Source organism: Kitasatospora sp. NPDC041988 (assembly GCF_055588525.1).
In genome coordinates, this window is sequence record NZ_JBVJCO010000031.1 from 22,655 (window position 1) to 36,302 (window position 13,648).

The following is a 13,648-nucleotide window of genomic DNA, read 5'->3' on the forward strand; positions in this document are numbered from 1 at the left end:
TCCTCCTCTCCCCTCCCCCCCCCCCCCCCCCCCCCCCCCCCCCCCCCCCCCCCCCCCCCCCCCCCCCCCCCCCCCCCCCCCACCGGCCGCCACCGGACGGGGGCGGTTTCAGGCCAACAGCGTCCAGCCGACAGGCCTCATAGCAGCAGGCTTCACGACAGCGGACTTCGCGACAGCGGACTTCGCGACAGCGCGCCCGGGACCGCGGGGCTCGGGACAGGCAGGCTCAGGACAGGCCCGAGCCCTCCTGCTCCTCCGCCTCCACGGCGGCGCGCTCCTCGCTCAGCCGCACCGCGTGCCGACGGCGGGCCACCACGCCGTACGCGGAGGCCGCGCTGGCGGCGAAGGCGAGCAGGCCCACCCACGGGCGGTCGAAGGCGTGGCCGGTCAGGTGGTCCAGCGAGTACCGCCCCGGGCCGGCCAGGCCCAGCGCCAGCCCGGTCGCGCCCAGGAAGGCCGGGTACTCGTAGCCGCCGGACATCACGAAGAAGCCGGCCGGGGCATGCACCGCGACCGCCCCCGCCATGGTGCCGGCCACCACCGCACCGGCCGCCGGCGTGGCCAGCCCGGCCACCAGCAGGGCGCCGCCGCCCGCCTCGCCGAGGCCCGCGGCCAGGGCGCTCTGCCGCGCCGGATGGAAGCCCATCTGCTCCATCGCCTGGGCGGTGACCTCCAGGCCGCCGCCACCGAACCAGCCGAACAGCTTCTGGGTGCCGTGTGCGATCAGCACCCCGCCGACGGCGCCGCGCAGGGCCAGCAGGCCCAGGTCCTTACGGTTCAGACACATGTCGAGTCCTCGTTCCAGCGGAGGGTGATCCGGCTTCCATAGGAGCCGAAAGGGCGGGCCGGCTCGACCCGGGACCGCCATCCGGGCGAATATCGAGAGGGGAGGGAATACCCGGGCGTACAGGGGGCGAGCAGGAATGGAGGGCGGATGACCGTCACCCGGCCGGAGCGGCCCACCTACGTGCTGGACGGCCGCGGGATCACCGACCGCGCCGCCTTCTACACCGCCCTCGGCGCCGCCCTGAACGGGCCCGGGGGCTACTACGGTTCCAACCTCGACGCGCTGGCCGACTGCCTGCGCGGCGGGTTCGGCCCCACTCCCCCGTTCACCCTGCTCTGGCAGGACGCCGGCACCGCCCGCCGGCACCTGACCGGCACCGTCTTCCTCGGCGAGCGGCGGCTCGACTACTTCGACGCGATCCTCGCCACGCTGCGCGCCGAGGGCGTGGCGGTCGAACTGCGATGATCAGCCCGGCCATGCTTGGCGCATGTTCGTCTTCAACCTGAGCAGCGCCTTCATCGCGTTCTTCGCCGTCGTCGGCCCTCCGAAGGTCCTGCTGTCCTTCGCCCGGCTGGCCGGCACCCGCACCACGAAGGAGCTCCGGCGGCTGGCGGCCTGGTCCACGGCGATCTCCGCCGTCATCGGGCTGGTGCTCGCCTACACCGCCGACGCGGTCACCTCGCTCTTCCACATCAGCGACCAGTCGCTGCAACTGGCGGGCGGCGCGATCTTCTTCATCTACGCCGTCGCGCTGGTCCTCGGCATCCACCTCGGCGCCGGCGACGACGAGGACGAGCACCTCGCCAACCCGATGGTGGACGGCATCCGCGAGCTGCTGCTGCCGTACATCGCCAGCCCACTGGCGGTCACCGCGGTGCTGGTCGCCTCGCTCACCAAGGACGACTGGGGGTGGCGCACCACCGTCGCCGGGGCGTACATCGCCGTCGTGGTGATCAACTACTTCTGTGTGGCGGCACTCGCCCCGCTGATGCAGCGCACCCACCGGACCTCGCTCGAGGTGCTCTCCCGGCTGCTCGGCCTGTTGCTGGCGGCGGTCGGCGTGGAGCTGTTCCTCAACGGCCTGGCGGGGCTTGGCCTGCACCTGCCGGACGGGCACTGAGCCCGGCCGGCAGGGATCGGCGGTCCTTCGGCGAACGGCCCGGGGTCAGCCGGCCGCCAGGCGGGCCAGCACCTCGCCGATCCGGTCCCGGACCAGCGGGTCCGTGGCCAGCCCGTCCGGGCCGACGCCCGAGCGGTCCAGCGGAATCCGCACGCAGGCCTCGTCCAGCACGGCGGCGCCGGTGTAGCCGAGCACGGTGCGCAGCGTCGCCTCGGCGCCCTGGCCGCGCCCGGGGGCGGCGGCGTTGATCCAGGCGGCAGGTTTGTCCGAGATCTCGGTGCCGCCGACCGTCCAGTCGAGAAGGTTCTTGAACGAGCCGGGCAGCGTGCCCGCGTACTCGGGAGTACAGATCAGCAGGGCGTCGGCGGCCGCGATGGCGGCCCGCAGGTCGGTGACCGGCCCGGGCAGCGGGTCGGTGTCGTCGTCGGGGTTGAAGTGCGGCAGTCCGGCCAGGCCCGTGTAGTACGTGGCGGTGACGCCCTCGGTGGAGTGCGCGACCGCGGCGGCGGTGCGCAGCACCGTCTCGTTGGTGGAGCCGGCGCGCAGGCTGCCGGAGAGCAGCAGGATGTGACGGTCGTCGTTCGGCATGGCGAGGAACCTACCGTTCCACCGGAGCTGACGTTCCGTCGGGCCGCCGTGCGGGACGGGCCCGGCTCAGGGGGCGACCACCGGGCGCCAGGGCACCGGGCTGGAGAGGATCATCGAGCTGGCCGGCTGCCCGTACGCGCCGAGGCGGTCGATCAGCGCCTCGAAGTCGACCATCGCCGGCACCGCGACCAGCAGCACGCAGCAGGCGCCGCCGGTCACCCGGTGCAGCTGGAGCACCTCCGGCCAGCGGGCCACCTCGGGGTCGCGCAGCACGCAGCGGGGGCCGTAGCACTGCAGCTGGACCAGCGCGGTGATCGGCAGCCCGGCCCGGGCGGGGTCGACATGGGCGTGGTAGCCGCTGATCACCCCGTCGGCCTCCAGCCGGCGCACCCGTTCGGCGACGGCGGGTGCGGAGAGGCTCACCCGGCGGGAGAGTTCGTTGTACGAGAGACGGGCGTCGGCCTGGAGTTCGGCCAGCAGGCGGCGGTCGACGGCGTCCATGGGGGCTCCCGGAGGGTCGTGGTCGGCGGGCATTGTGTGGCCGGATCCAGCCGTTTCGCGATCATAAAGCAGATCGGCGGAAAGACCTCTCGAACGACAAGTCCCGGTGCCGTAGCGGTGCCCGGAGCCCATTCAAGAGCGGGTGGTGGCCGCCGCACAATGGGGCCCCGCAACGGTGCGGGTCTTCAGGAGGGATCGGGATGGGGCACGACGCGGTGGAGAAACCGAACCTGTCATTCGGCCGGGGCGGCGAACCGGGTCACGGCACCCCGTACGCCCGGTACGTGCGGCTGGCCGAGCTGCACAGCCTGCAGAACCCGCGCAGCAAGGTGCCGGCCGAGCTGTCGTTCATCGTCGCCACCCAGGTGATGGAGCTGCTTTTCGGCCTGCTGCGGCACGAATGGACGCTGGCCCAGCAGGCGCTGCGCGAGGACGACCTGCCGGCCGCGCTGGCCGCGCTGCGCCGTGGCACCCACGTCCAGGACGTGCTGGTGGAGTCCTGGGACCTGCTGGCGACCATGACACCGCAGGAGTTCAACGCGTTCCGCTCGGTGTTCGGCGAGGCCTCGGGCTTCCAGTCCTCGGCCTTCCTGCACCTGGAGTTCCTGCTCGGCAACAAGAACGCCGCCCTGCTGCGGATGTACGACGAGGTGCCGGAGACGCACGCCGAGCTGAGCGTGGCGCTGCGCTCCCCCGGCCTCTACGACGACGCGCTGGCGCTGCTCGCCCGGCGCGGGCTGGCCGCGCCGCACGAGCCCTCCGAGCAGCGGCACCGCGCCGACCCGGCGGTGGAGGCGGCCTGGCGGCAGGTCTACACCGACCCCGAGTACGCGGCACTGCAGCCGCTCGCCGAGGCGTTGCTGGACGTCGCCGAGCGGGTGACCCGCTGGCGCCAGCGGCACCTGGCGGCGGTCAAGCGGGCGATGGGCGCCAAGCCGGGCTCGGGCGGCTCCAGCGGCCTGACCTGGCTGCGCAAGGCCGCCGAGCAGGACGTCTTCCCCGAGCTGTGGACCGTCCGGGACGAGCTGTGACCGGGCGGGACGCGAACGGGCAGGATGCGGCCGGGCGGGATGCGAACGGGCGAGCTCCGGACGGACGTGCCGTGACCGGGCGAGATGTGACCAGAGGACTGGACGAGAGAGTGGGCGAGAGGCCGGGCATGATCACGCGCGAGGAGTGCGCGGCGCTGGACGCCGTCGACCCGCTGGCGGCGTTCCGCAAGGAGTTCGCGCTGCCGGAGGGTGTCATCTACCTGGACGGGAACTCGCTCGGCGCGCTGCCGGCCCGCACCCCCGGGCGGGTGCGGCAGGTGGTCGAGGAGGAGTGGGGCCGGGAGCTGATCCGCAGCTGGAACGAGGCCGGCTGGTTCGAGCAGCCCTACCGGCTGGGCCGCCGGATCGCCCCGCTGATCGGGGCCGGGCCGGCGGAGGTGGTGGTCTGCGACACCACCTCGGTCAACCTGTTCAAGGTGCTGACGGCCGCGCTGCGGCTGCGCCCCGGCCGGCGCACGGTGCTCGGCGACGGCGCGGCGTTCCCGACCGACCTCTACATCGCCGAGGGCGTGACCGGGCTGTTCGAGGGCGCGCGCAGCGTCCTGGTCGCGCCGGAGGAGCTGGACCGGCACCTGGACGGGGACGTCGCCGTCGTCGTCCTCTCCCACGTGGACTACCGCACCGGCGAGCTGCTGGACATGCCCGGGATCACCGCCCGGGTGCAGGCCGCGGGCGCCCTGATGATCTGGGACGTCTGCCACTCGGTGGGCGCGCTGCCGGTCGGGCTCGGCGCGAGCGGCGCCGACTTCGCGGTCGGCTGCACCTACAAGTACCTGAACGGCGGCCCCGGTTCGCCGGCCTTCCTGTACGTGGCCGAGCGCCACCTCGCGGCCGGGCCGGAGCAGCCGCTGAGCGGCTGGTTCGGGCACGCCCGCCCGTTCGCCTTCGAGCCCGGGTACGACCCGAAGGCGGGCATCGGCCGGTTCCTGACCAGCTCGCCCTCGCTGCTCGGCCAGGCCGCGCTGGAGTCGTCGCTGGACGTCTGGGAGCGGGCCGACCTGGCCGCGGTGCGGGCGAAGAGCCTGGCGCTGACCGATCTGTTCATCGCCCTGACGGAGGGCCTGGACGGGGTCGAGGTGGCCACCCCGCGCGAGCACGCCCGGCGCGGCAGCCAGGTCGCGCTGCGGCACGCCGACGGCTACCCGGTGGTGCAGGCGCTGATCGCGCGCGGGGTGATCGGGGACTTCCGCGCCCCGGACCTCATGCGGTTCGGCTTCACCCCGCTCTACCTGTCGTACACGGACGTCTGGGACGCGGCGCAGCAGCTTGCCGAGGTGCTGGAGAGCGGCGAGTGGCGGGAGGAACGCTTCTCCCGGCGCGGCGAGGTGACCTGACCCCCGACGACTCCTCCCCTGTCACCGGCGCCGAGCTCACCGTCGACGGCGACTGGACGGCCGGCCCGACCGTCGAGTAGGTCATGGGCCGGTGAGGTCGAGCAGGTGAGTCGATCCGGTGGGCCGGGATCAGTGATCGCGGGCCAGGAGCTCCCGGGCCGGCGATCCACCCACACCCACACCTCCGCACCCCACCCGCGACGGCGGTTTGCCGCCAAAGCGACGGGGCAGGTAGACATTTGAGTGATCGTCATACCATCGGAGGGGTGTATCGACATGGCAATCGGCCCACTGAAGCCCGAACCCGCCGAGGTCCTCGTCGCCCTGGCCTGCTTCTTCCTGATGGTCTGGCTGCTGGGCCGCAAGGTGCTGCCGAGGATCGAGCACGTGCAGGCCGAACGGCGGGATGCGACCGAAGGCCGGCAGCAGCGCGCGGAGGCGATCCGCGACGAGGCGGAGCGGACGTACGCGGCCTACCGGCAGGAGCTGGCGGACGCGCGGCACGAGGCGGCGCTGATCCGGCAGGAGGCGGCCGAGCAGGGTGCGGCGATCATCGCGGCGGCCCGCGAGGAGGGCATCCGGGAGCGCGACCGGCTGGTCGCCGAGGCGGACGCGCAGATCGCCGTCGACCAGGCACTCGCGGCCGTCACCCTCCGCCAGGAGGTCGGCGAGCTGGCCGTCGAGCTGGCGGGACGGGTGGTCGGTGAGTCCGTGGCCGCCGTCGCCGCCGGGCGCGGCACGGTGGAGCGTTTCTTCGACGAGCAGTAAGCCGTGATGCCGGACGGCCCCTCGCCCACCACGGGCGGGGGGCCGTCCGGCGTTGCCGTCAGGGCGAGGTCAACTCCTGGACCAGCTGCCGGTAGACGGCGAAGGCCGGCTTGCGGGTGTAGTCGTCCCGGAGCAGGCCGAAGCGGTCGAAGGCCCCGGCACCCGCACTGTCCGCGTCCCGCAGGCTGAAGAACGCATAGCCCTCGATGGTGAGTTCGGCGGCGAGACCGGCGATCGTCCGGACCACCTCCTCCACCACCTCGGCCTGCCTACGCTCGCTCCGGTCCGGGCCGGTCGGCCAGCCGTGCTCACAGATCCGGACCGGCACGGACGGACCGATGCCGGCCTTGGCGAGGGAGTCCCGCCGGAAGCCGGTGAGCACCGCGGTGACCGCCTCCGCCAGCCGCTGCGGCGGGACGGGCCGGAAGACGTCGGGAAAGAAGTCCAGGCCGACGTAGTCGAGCGCGCGGTGGAAGCGCTCGTCGGCGAGGGCGCCGAGCTCCGGCCAGAAGGTGTCCGCGGGGTCGAAGTTCAGCGCCGCGTTGAAGCCGACGGCGAGGTCGTGGCCGCAGGCCAGCGCCTCCTCCTTGGCCGCGATCACACCCTGCACCAGCGCCTGGCGGACGTTGGGGGTGCTGCCGTCGAGCGCGGGCATGTCGACGTTGGGCTCCTCGCAGATCTGCAGGACGGCGATCCGGTGCCCCTCGGTCCGGACGGTCCGCCGGACGAAGTCCAGCCAGCCGTCCAGGCTCCCGCTCGGCTCGCGGAACTGGAGGACGAGGTCGAGTCGGCGGCCCTCGACCGCATAGCGCTCCGGTTCGGCCGGGGTCTGCACCCCCTCGGGGTGGTGGCGGTAGGCACGCACCAGGAACGCGGGCGCCGCCCCCTGGAGTTCGCGGAGAGCAGTGGCGATCAGGGCCGGGTCGTCGGGACGGACGGGTTCGATCACGCCGGTGTCGTCGCCGAGCAGACCGCCGGGGTAGATGCCGAAGGTGAAGGTCATGACGCCACCGTAACCGATATTTTTGGTGTCACTGCAAATTTAGCGTGACACTATGATTTTGGGCATGGGACTTCGCGCACTCAAGAAGCAGCAGACCCGGACCCTGCTGGCCGACACGGCGATGGGCCTGTTCGCCGAGCGCGGGTTCGAGCAGGTCACCGTGGTCGAGGTGGCCCGGGCGGCCGGGGTCTCGGCCAACACGGTCTTCAACTACTTCCCCACCAAGGAGGACCTCTTCTTCGACCGGCAGGAGGAGGTGGTCGCCCACCTGGCCACGGTGGTGCGGGAGCGCCCGGCGGGCACGTCCGCCGTCGACGCCGTCCGGGCCGACCTGCTGGCCGGGCTCGCGGCGGGCGAGCCGACGTACGGGCTGAGCGCCGAGGCGGCGGTGTTCTGGCGGGTGGTCGCGGAGAGCCCGGCCCTGCGGGCCCGGCTGCTGGAGCTGGGCGAACGCGCCGAGGCGGCGCTCGCGGCGGCGCTGGCCGAGGAGTCGGGGGCCGGCCCGGACGACCCCCTGCCACGGGTGCTCGCCGGCGCCGTCGCGGGGGCGCACCGGGCGGTGATGGCGGAGATCCGGCGCGGCATCGTGGCCGGCGAGCCGGCCGGGACCGTCCGCGCCCGGGTCGAGGCGGCGGTCGGGGAGGCCTTCGGCCTGCTGGGGACGGGGCTGGCGGACTACCCGGCGCGGTGAGCGCCCCCCCACAGCGCGTCAGGCCGCCCGGTCGGGTGACCGGGCGGCCTGACGGCGTCCAGCTGTCACGCGCAGTTGCGGCGGTCAGCTGCGGCGGTCAGCCGTGGCCGTCAGCTGTGGCGTCCGCGTCGGCGGGCGGCCAGGACGGCGAGACCGCCGAGGCCCAGCACGCCGACGCCGGCCAGACCGAGGACGACCGGGGCGTTGCCCGCACCGGTCGTCGGCAGCTCACCGCCGCCGCCGGTCGACGCGCCGGCGGTCGGCCAGTGGCTGGTGGGGCCGTGACTGGTCGGGTGGTGGCTGGTGGGGCCGTGACTCGTCGGGTGGTGGCTGGTGGGGCGGTGGCTGGTCGGGTGGTGGCTGGTGGGGCCGTGACTCGTCGGGTGGTGGCTGGTGGGGCGGTGGCTGGTCGGGTGCGTGGTCGGGCTGGTCGGCGCGGCGCTCGACGAGGTCGGCGCCGGCGACGTCGGGGTCGGTGAGGTGGGGGACGGCGAGGTGGGGGACGGCGAGGTGGGGGACGGCGAGGTCGGGGACGGGCTCGGCGACGTCGGGGACGGGCTCGGCGTCACGTCGCAATCCGGGAGGTCCCCGTCGAACGGGTAGCTGTGGATCTCGTAGCCGCCGGTGCCGGTCTGGATCAGGTTGCCCGCCAGGTACACCCGCCCGTTGAGGCCGGCAAGGGCGATGGTGGTGGTGCCGCCGGCATTGCCCGCCATGACCGAGCCCTGGAACTGCGCGCCGCCGAGGAGGCGCGCGTTGGTGGACGTGGGGAAGTTCCACATCAGCTTGGAGCGCATCTCGGTGGTCTGGTCGCCGGGCAGGCCGGTGCCGGTGTAGGTGTTGATGATCGCGTCGTCCGGCAGGACGTTCACGACCACGGTGGCACCGGCCGGGATGTCGGCGAAGACCAGGCCGATCTGCCGGGTGGCCGAGCCCAGGTTCCGGGTGACGTTGAAGACCTGCTTCATGCTGGTCCCGTCGCCGGTGAAGGTCGCCTCGCTGTTGGTCACCGCGACCGCGCCGGTGGCGGTCGCCTTGGCGACGCAGGCGGAGAGCTCCTCGATCCGGGTGAGCACCGACCGGTAGGGCGCGGCGGCGTCCGGATCCTTGACCGCCCGGCCGGTCGGGTCGATGTTGACGGTGCCGGACAGCGTGCCCGCGTACCGCAGGTTGCCGAAGGCCTGGCCGTTGGAGTCGCTGCCGCCGATGAGGATCCGGTTGCCGGGCTTGACGTCCACCTTGCCGCCGACGGTGACGAAGTCGCTCCCGTTGGGCGGCACCACGCGCGAACCGACGCCCACCACGCCCATGTTGAAGGTGCCGCCGCCCTGGCTCTTGTCGACGGTGAGGTTGCCGAGGGTGACGATCTTGCCCTCGGCCTCGGCGGCCCGGCCGTGCACGGTGTAGTCGCCACCGGTGAAGACGTTGATCGTGGAGTCCCGGCCGGCGAAGTCGCCGTTGTGCGGCGGCGACGGCCAGGTGGCCGGACAGTCGGGCCCGGTGCAGGCGCCGAGCGGCGGCGCCAGCGGTGCGGCCGAACCGACCGTCAGCACGGCGGCCAGCGGCAGTGCGGCGACGACGGTGGCCACCGCCACCCGGACGGCCCGGCGTCTGTGGGCCTCCGGCGCTCTCTTCGTGGCGGTTGTTCGGTGATCCGGCGTACCGGTGCCCTGACCCATCGACACGTTCCTCCGCACAGGGAAAAGGCAGGTCAGACAGCCTGCCGCAACTCGGTTGATCCTGCGTTAATTCCGATTGATTCGGGATAATTAACACTAAATCGGATAATTCATACCCTGTAGACCCTCAGGATCGATCCGAGAACCATCCGTCCGGGCCAGTCACCGCGTGCCGGCTGCGCCGCCGCTAGGTTGGCACCATGACTTCCGAGGACCAGGATCCGCACGCCCCGCTCGCCGCCGTCGCGGCCAGTGCCGACGTGCTGCGGCACCCAGAGGCCGGCGAGCACCTGCTCACCGCGCTGGAGCGCGAGCGCGCCGCCCGGTTCCGGCGCGACTCCGGACGGGCCGACTTCACCGCCGCGCACATCCTGGTCCGGCTCTGCGCCGCCCGGCTGCTCGGCATCCCGGCCGCCGGGCTGACGCTGGCCCAGAACTGCCCCGACTGCGGAAAGGCCGACCACGGCCGCCCGTACCTGCCGGACCACCCGGACGTCCACGTCAGCCTCTCGCACACCAACGGCGTCGTCGCGGCCGCCGCCGGACACCATCCGATCGGCGTGGACGTCGAGCTGGCCACGCGCAGCGGCGCGCTCCTCGACGTCGCCGGGCGGGTGCTCGGCCCGGCGGAGCTGCGGCTGGTCGAGGCGCACCCGGAGCCGGGGGTGGCGTTCCTGCGGCAGTGGGTGCGGAAGGAGTCGCTGATCAAGCTGGGGCGGACCAGCCTGGACGGGCTCGCCGCCGTCGATCTCTCCGCCCTGCCGCTCGACGTCCCGGCGGACCGGCCGCTGCGCAGCCGCTACCAGGACCTGCATCTGCTCGACTGGATCGACGCAGCGCACGGGGCGGCCGTCTCGGCGGTGAGCACCGCGGCGCCGCGGGTCGTGCTGCTGACACCGCCGGCCGGCTGACCGGGCCCGGCAGGAGGCCTGACCCCGACCCGCGGGGCCCCGGATAAGCGGTGTTAGCGTGCCTGCTCGGGGCGCGGAACCCGACGCCCCGGCTGCCCGCGCGGCGTCCCCGGCGCGCAGCCCCCGTTGGATCAAGAGGTGCCCCCGCCATGGCCAAGTTCCTGCTGAGCCTGCACGTCCTCGCCTCGGTGCTGTTCATCGGCCCGGTGGCGGTGGCCGTCAGCATGTTCCCGCGCCAGGCGAAGGCCGCGCTGGCCGGCGGACCGGACCGGGCCGCCGAGGCCGGCACGCTGCGCCTGCTGCACCGGATCACCCAGGTCTACGCGCTGCTGGGGATAGCCGTCCCGGTGATGGGCATCGGCGTCGCCCAGGTGATGGACGTGCTCGGGCAGTCCTGGCTGATCGTCTCGATGGTGCTCACCGCGCTCGCCGCGCTCTCCCTGCTGCTCTTCGTGCTCCCCGCGCAGCAGGCGGCGGTGGACGCGCTCGACCTCGACGGCGGGGCCCCGGAGCACGGCAAGGCCGTCCAGGGCCTGCGGCTGCTGCCGATGACCGCCGGCGTCTTCAACCTGCTCTGGGCGGTGGTCGTGGTGCTGATGATCATCCGGCCGGGTTCGACCACCGGCGCCTGACCGGCCGGAACGGGTCACGCGGTACGGTCCTGCCATGACGACGGCGGGGATCGAGACCGGCACGGGGACGGGCGTGGGCGCGCTGCTGCGCGGCTGGCGCGAGCGGCGGCAGCTCAGCCAGCTGCAACTGGCGCTCCGGGCCGACTCCTCGGCCCGGCACATCAGCTTCATCGAGACCGGGCGTTCCCGCCCCAGCCAGGAGATGGTGCTGCGGCTCGCCGAGCAGCTGGACATCCCCGTGCGCGAACGCAACTCCCTGCTTCTGGCCGCCGGTTACGCCCCGCACTACCCCGAGACGCCACTGGACGACCCGGCGATGGACGCGCTGCGGGCCGGGATGGAACGGCTGCTCGCCTCGCACGACCCGTACCCCGCACTGGTGGTCGACGGCACCTTCCGGGTGCTGGCGGCCAACCGCTCGCTCGGCCTGCTGCTCTCCGGCGTCGCCCCGCACCTGCTGGAGCCGCCGCTCAACGCTATGCGGATCACCCTGCACCCCGAGGGGCTGGCGCCGCGCATCGTCAACCTTCGGCAGTGGCGGCGGCACCTGCTGGAGCGGATGGAGCGTCAGGTCGGTCTGGTCCGCTCCGAACCGCTGCGGGCCCTGCTGGACGAGGTCGGCGCCTACCCCGAGCCGGCCGGAGGTGCGCCCGACGACGGCGTGGAGGACATCACCGAGCTCTTCCCGTTCGCGCTGCCCATGCGGGTGGCGTTCGAGGGCCGGGTGCTGTCGTTCCTCTCCACCATCGCGACCTTCAACACGCCCCTGGACGTGACCGTCTCCGAGCTGGCCATGGAGACGTTCCTCCCGGCCGACGCGGAGACCGTCGCCTTCCTCCAGGCGGCGGTGCCCGCCGATCGTTAGCGGGTGCCCGCCGATCGTCAGCGAGTGCCCCGGTCGAGCCCGCGCAGGGCGGTGAACTGCAGGACGGCGAACAGCGCCACGGCGCCGGCCTGCAACGGGATCCAGACCAGCCCGGCGGTGCTCGGCTCCAGCCAGACCTCCATCGCGACCAGGCTGAGCACCGTCCAGACCACGTTGATGTCGATCACCGCCTGCACGGCGAGGCGGGCCGGCCTGCGACGGGCGGCCAGGACGCCGACCGCCAGCCCGAACACCGCGAGGACGGCACCCAGCTCGACCAGGGTGGAACCGCCGACACCGAGCAGGTCGCCGAGCGGACCGGAGAAGGCCAGGTAGGCGAGGCCGTTGCCGCCGCTGACCACCGCGTCGAGCGCGAGGAAGCGCCGCAGGTTCTGCTGGGCCTGACGGTTGGGGGCGGCGGTGCGGCGGGCGGCGGTGAGGTTGTTCGCGGACATGACGGATCAGCCTCCGGAGGGGGGTCGGGTCCCGGTGCGGTCGGCGCGACCGGGTGCTCCACACTCTGCCCGGCCGGTTCCGGGGCGTCGATTACCTCCGAGGTAATGGCCCAGGTCAGGAGCCGGGTCCGGGCCGGGGCCACAGGCCGGGCTGGGTCAGGGGGCCGACCCGGGTCAGGGCCGTGGCCGCGGGCGCTGCAACGGGACGCCCGCCCGTTTGACCGCGCGGGCGACGATGGCTGTCTCGGCGCGGTCGACGCCGAGCGGGCCGAGCGTCCCGGTCAGGAAGTGGTAGAGGCCGCCGTGGTCCGCGCAGAACAGGGTGGCCATCAGGTTGGCCGGGCCGCTGGTGGCGAAGACCCCGTGCACCCGGGGGTGGCGGGCCAGCGCCGTACCGACCTCGGCGAGCCGGCCCGGCGGGACGTCCAGCCAGAGGTTGGCGTCCACCGCCATGCCGAGCAGCCGTGGGTCGACGGTGGCGTGGGTGCGGAGCAGACCGGCGGCGGTGAGCCGGTGCAGCCGGCGGCGGACGGTCGATTCCGGCGCGCCGACGGCCGCCGCCAGGGCGGCGTGGGACTGCCGGGCGTCGGCGGAGAGTCGGGCGAACAGGGCCCGGTCGAGCGCGTCCAGCGGCGGCCTCTCCCGGGGGCCGTCAGCGGGCGGCGGGGCCGGGGCCGCAGGGGTCAGCGCGGTCACCTCGGCCTCGTCCAGGTAGCCGGCCTGCCACTGCCCCGCGTCGGAGAAGGCGTGCAGCACCGCGTGCGTGGTGGTCTCGGTGACCGCCGCGGTGGCGGGCAGCTGCCCGTACAGCAGCCGGTCCCGGGAGCCGGCGTCGCTCAGCATCACCGCGCCGACCTCCTGGCCGCCGAGCATGACGTCGACGAACGGTACGTCCGGGCGGTCGGCCAGGGCCTGCGCGATGGTGTCGACCTTGCCGCGCAGCACCCGGACCCGTAGCAGCAACGCGCCGACGGCGGCGTCCTCGACATCGGGCATCCGGACCACGCGCAGCAGACCGGCCTGCTGCATCCGGGCCAGTCGGCGGGTGACGGTCCGGGCGGAAACACCGAGCACCTCGGCGATCCGGCCGGTCTCGGCCCGGCCGTCGACCTGCAGGGCGCAGACCAGACGGCGGTCCAACGTGTCCAGCACGGTGTCCGGATCAGCAGTCGAGAGGTCCATGAAGTCCGATCTCCGTCAGTTCTGGTCGCCTCACCGTCCTGTTCGGCAACAACGACGGTACTCCTTGGCCAGGACGGCCG

General features: G+C 73.6%; 16 protein-coding genes. 9 read left to right on the forward strand and 7 right to left on the reverse strand.

All coding sequences use genetic code 11. The features are described 5' to 3' along the window. Window positions 1-226 precede the first annotated feature (226 nt). A complete protein-coding gene (locus tag ACZ6NC_RS27485) occupies window positions 227-787 on the reverse strand; it encodes a DoxX family protein (protein WP_465736438.1) in 561 nt (186 codons plus the stop codon). A gap of 147 nt (window positions 788-934) precedes the next feature. Here ACZ6NC_RS27485 and ACZ6NC_RS27490 point away from each other — a divergent pair, with 147 nt between their 5' ends. Both ACZ6NC_RS27490 and ACZ6NC_RS27495 read left to right on the forward strand, forming a co-directional pair. Next, window positions 935-1,252, forward strand: coding sequence for a barstar family protein (locus ACZ6NC_RS27490; protein WP_465736439.1), 318 nt, complete (start codon window positions 935-937; stop codon window positions 1,250-1,252). A 22-nt stretch (window positions 1,253-1,274) separates the two neighbouring features. Beyond that, window positions 1,275-1,907 carry a MarC family protein gene (locus ACZ6NC_RS27495; RefSeq protein ID WP_465736440.1) on the forward strand — a complete coding sequence of 211 codons (633 nt, stop codon included), beginning with the start codon at window positions 1,275-1,277 and terminating at the stop codon, window positions 1,905-1,907. A gap of 45 nt (window positions 1,908-1,952) precedes the next feature. Here ACZ6NC_RS27495 and ACZ6NC_RS27500 read toward each other — a convergent pair whose 3' ends face one another. Both ACZ6NC_RS27500 and ACZ6NC_RS27505 read right to left on the reverse strand, forming a co-directional pair. Next, window positions 1,953-2,495, reverse strand: a complete 543-nt coding sequence (locus tag ACZ6NC_RS27500) for an NADPH-dependent FMN reductase (protein WP_465736441.1) — start codon at window positions 2,493-2,495, stop codon at window positions 1,953-1,955. A gap of 66 nt (window positions 2,496-2,561) precedes the next feature. Further along, complete coding sequence (locus ACZ6NC_RS27505) at window positions 2,562-2,996, reverse strand: Lrp/AsnC family transcriptional regulator (RefSeq protein ID WP_465736442.1); 435 nt, start codon at window positions 2,994-2,996, stop codon at window positions 2,562-2,564. Between the two features lie 200 nt (window positions 2,997-3,196). Between ACZ6NC_RS27505 and ACZ6NC_RS27510 the strand changes: the two genes are divergently transcribed. From ACZ6NC_RS27510 to ACZ6NC_RS27520, 3 genes are all read left to right on the forward strand, one after another. Beyond that, window positions 3,197-4,027, forward strand: coding sequence for a tryptophan 2,3-dioxygenase (locus ACZ6NC_RS27510; protein WP_465736443.1), 831 nt, complete (start codon window positions 3,197-3,199; stop codon window positions 4,025-4,027). A gap of 128 nt (window positions 4,028-4,155) precedes the next feature. Continuing rightward, entirely contained in the window at window positions 4,156-5,382 is a 1,227-nt protein-coding gene (kynU, locus tag ACZ6NC_RS27515) for a kynureninase (RefSeq protein WP_465736444.1), read from the forward strand. A 276-nt stretch (window positions 5,383-5,658) separates the two neighbouring features. Further along, on the forward strand, window positions 5,659-6,150 hold the full coding sequence (locus tag ACZ6NC_RS27520) for a F0F1 ATP synthase subunit B family protein (protein WP_465736445.1): 492 nt from the start codon (window positions 5,659-5,661) through the stop codon (window positions 6,148-6,150). A 58-nt stretch (window positions 6,151-6,208) separates the two neighbouring features. On the opposite strand, the gene ACZ6NC_RS27525 is transcribed toward ACZ6NC_RS27520, so the two are convergent. Continuing rightward, window positions 6,209-7,153 (reverse strand): hypothetical protein, encoded by a 945-nt coding sequence (locus ACZ6NC_RS27525; RefSeq protein ID WP_465736446.1) that lies wholly within the window; start codon window positions 7,151-7,153, stop codon window positions 6,209-6,211. A gap of 64 nt (window positions 7,154-7,217) precedes the next feature. On the opposite strand from ACZ6NC_RS27525, the gene ACZ6NC_RS27530 reads away from it, so the two are divergent. Beyond that, window positions 7,218-7,844 carry a TetR/AcrR family transcriptional regulator gene (locus ACZ6NC_RS27530; RefSeq protein WP_465736447.1) on the forward strand — a complete coding sequence of 209 codons (627 nt, stop codon included), beginning with the start codon at window positions 7,218-7,220 and terminating at the stop codon, window positions 7,842-7,844. A gap of 110 nt (window positions 7,845-7,954) precedes the next feature. Here the strand turns inward: ACZ6NC_RS27530 and ACZ6NC_RS27535 are convergent, their stop codons facing one another. Beyond that, window positions 7,955-9,433, reverse strand: coding sequence for a choice-of-anchor A family protein (locus tag ACZ6NC_RS27535; RefSeq protein ID WP_465736448.1), 1,479 nt, complete (start codon window positions 9,431-9,433; stop codon window positions 7,955-7,957). Between the two features lie 290 nt (window positions 9,434-9,723). Between ACZ6NC_RS27535 and ACZ6NC_RS27540 the strand changes: the two genes are divergently transcribed. From ACZ6NC_RS27540 to ACZ6NC_RS27550, 3 genes are all read left to right on the forward strand, one after another. Further along, window positions 9,724-10,434 (forward strand): 4'-phosphopantetheinyl transferase family protein, encoded by a 711-nt coding sequence (locus ACZ6NC_RS27540; RefSeq protein ID WP_465736449.1) that lies wholly within the window; start codon window positions 9,724-9,726, stop codon window positions 10,432-10,434. A 149-nt stretch (window positions 10,435-10,583) separates the two neighbouring features. Further along, window positions 10,584-11,066, forward strand: a complete 483-nt coding sequence (locus tag ACZ6NC_RS27545; RefSeq protein ID WP_465736450.1) for a DUF2269 family protein — start codon at window positions 10,584-10,586, stop codon at window positions 11,064-11,066. 34 nt (window positions 11,067-11,100) lie between these two features. Next, complete coding sequence (locus ACZ6NC_RS27550) at window positions 11,101-11,931, forward strand: helix-turn-helix domain-containing protein (RefSeq protein WP_465736451.1); 831 nt, start codon at window positions 11,101-11,103, stop codon at window positions 11,929-11,931. 17 nt (window positions 11,932-11,948) lie between these two features. Here the strand turns inward: ACZ6NC_RS27550 and ACZ6NC_RS27555 are convergent, their stop codons facing one another. Then, the gene (locus ACZ6NC_RS27555) at window positions 11,949-12,386 is read right to left on the reverse strand and encodes a hypothetical protein (protein WP_465736452.1); all 438 of its coding nucleotides are present in this window, start codon (window positions 12,384-12,386) and stop codon (window positions 11,949-11,951) included. A gap of 174 nt (window positions 12,387-12,560) precedes the next feature. Next, entirely contained in the window at window positions 12,561-13,568 is a 1,008-nt protein-coding gene (locus ACZ6NC_RS27560) for an Lrp/AsnC family transcriptional regulator (RefSeq protein WP_465736453.1), read from the reverse strand. Window positions 13,569-13,648: the final 80 nt, after the last annotated feature.

Bases quoted from the DNA above. Each gene is read 5' to 3' on its own strand.
- ACZ6NC_RS27485 (WP_465736438.1), bottom strand. From the start codon at position 787: ATGTGTCTGAACCGTAAGGACCTGGGCCTGCTGGCCCTGCGCGGCGCC.
- ACZ6NC_RS27490 (WP_465736439.1), top strand. From the start codon at position 935: ATGACCGTCACCCGGCCGGAGCGGCCCACCTACGTGCTGGACGGCCGC.
- ACZ6NC_RS27495 (WP_465736440.1), top strand. From the start codon at position 1,275: ATGTTCGTCTTCAACCTGAGCAGCGCCTTCATCGCGTTCTTCGCCGTC.
- ACZ6NC_RS27500 (WP_465736441.1), bottom strand. From the start codon at position 2,495: ATGCCGAACGACGACCGTCACATCCTGCTGCTCTCCGGCAGCCTGCGC.
- ACZ6NC_RS27505 (WP_465736442.1), bottom strand. From the start codon at position 2,996: ATGGACGCCGTCGACCGCCGCCTGCTGGCCGAACTCCAGGCCGACGCC.
- ACZ6NC_RS27510 (WP_465736443.1), top strand. From the start codon at position 3,197: ATGGGGCACGACGCGGTGGAGAAACCGAACCTGTCATTCGGCCGGGGC.
- kynU (WP_465736444.1), top strand. From the start codon at position 4,156: ATGATCACGCGCGAGGAGTGCGCGGCGCTGGACGCCGTCGACCCGCTG.
- ACZ6NC_RS27520 (WP_465736445.1), top strand. From the start codon at position 5,659: ATGGCAATCGGCCCACTGAAGCCCGAACCCGCCGAGGTCCTCGTCGCC.
- ACZ6NC_RS27525 (WP_465736446.1), bottom strand. From the start codon at position 7,153: ATGACCTTCACCTTCGGCATCTACCCCGGCGGTCTGCTCGGCGACGAC.
- ACZ6NC_RS27530 (WP_465736447.1), top strand. From the start codon at position 7,218: ATGGGACTTCGCGCACTCAAGAAGCAGCAGACCCGGACCCTGCTGGCC.
- ACZ6NC_RS27540 (WP_465736449.1), top strand. From the start codon at position 9,724: ATGACTTCCGAGGACCAGGATCCGCACGCCCCGCTCGCCGCCGTCGCG.
- ACZ6NC_RS27545 (WP_465736450.1), top strand. From the start codon at position 10,584: ATGGCCAAGTTCCTGCTGAGCCTGCACGTCCTCGCCTCGGTGCTGTTC.
- ACZ6NC_RS27550 (WP_465736451.1), top strand. From the start codon at position 11,101: ATGACGACGGCGGGGATCGAGACCGGCACGGGGACGGGCGTGGGCGCG.
- ACZ6NC_RS27555 (WP_465736452.1), bottom strand. From the start codon at position 12,386: ATGTCCGCGAACAACCTCACCGCCGCCCGCCGCACCGCCGCCCCCAAC.
- ACZ6NC_RS27560 (WP_465736453.1), bottom strand. From the start codon at position 13,568: ATGGACCTCTCGACTGCTGATCCGGACACCGTGCTGGACACGTTGGAC.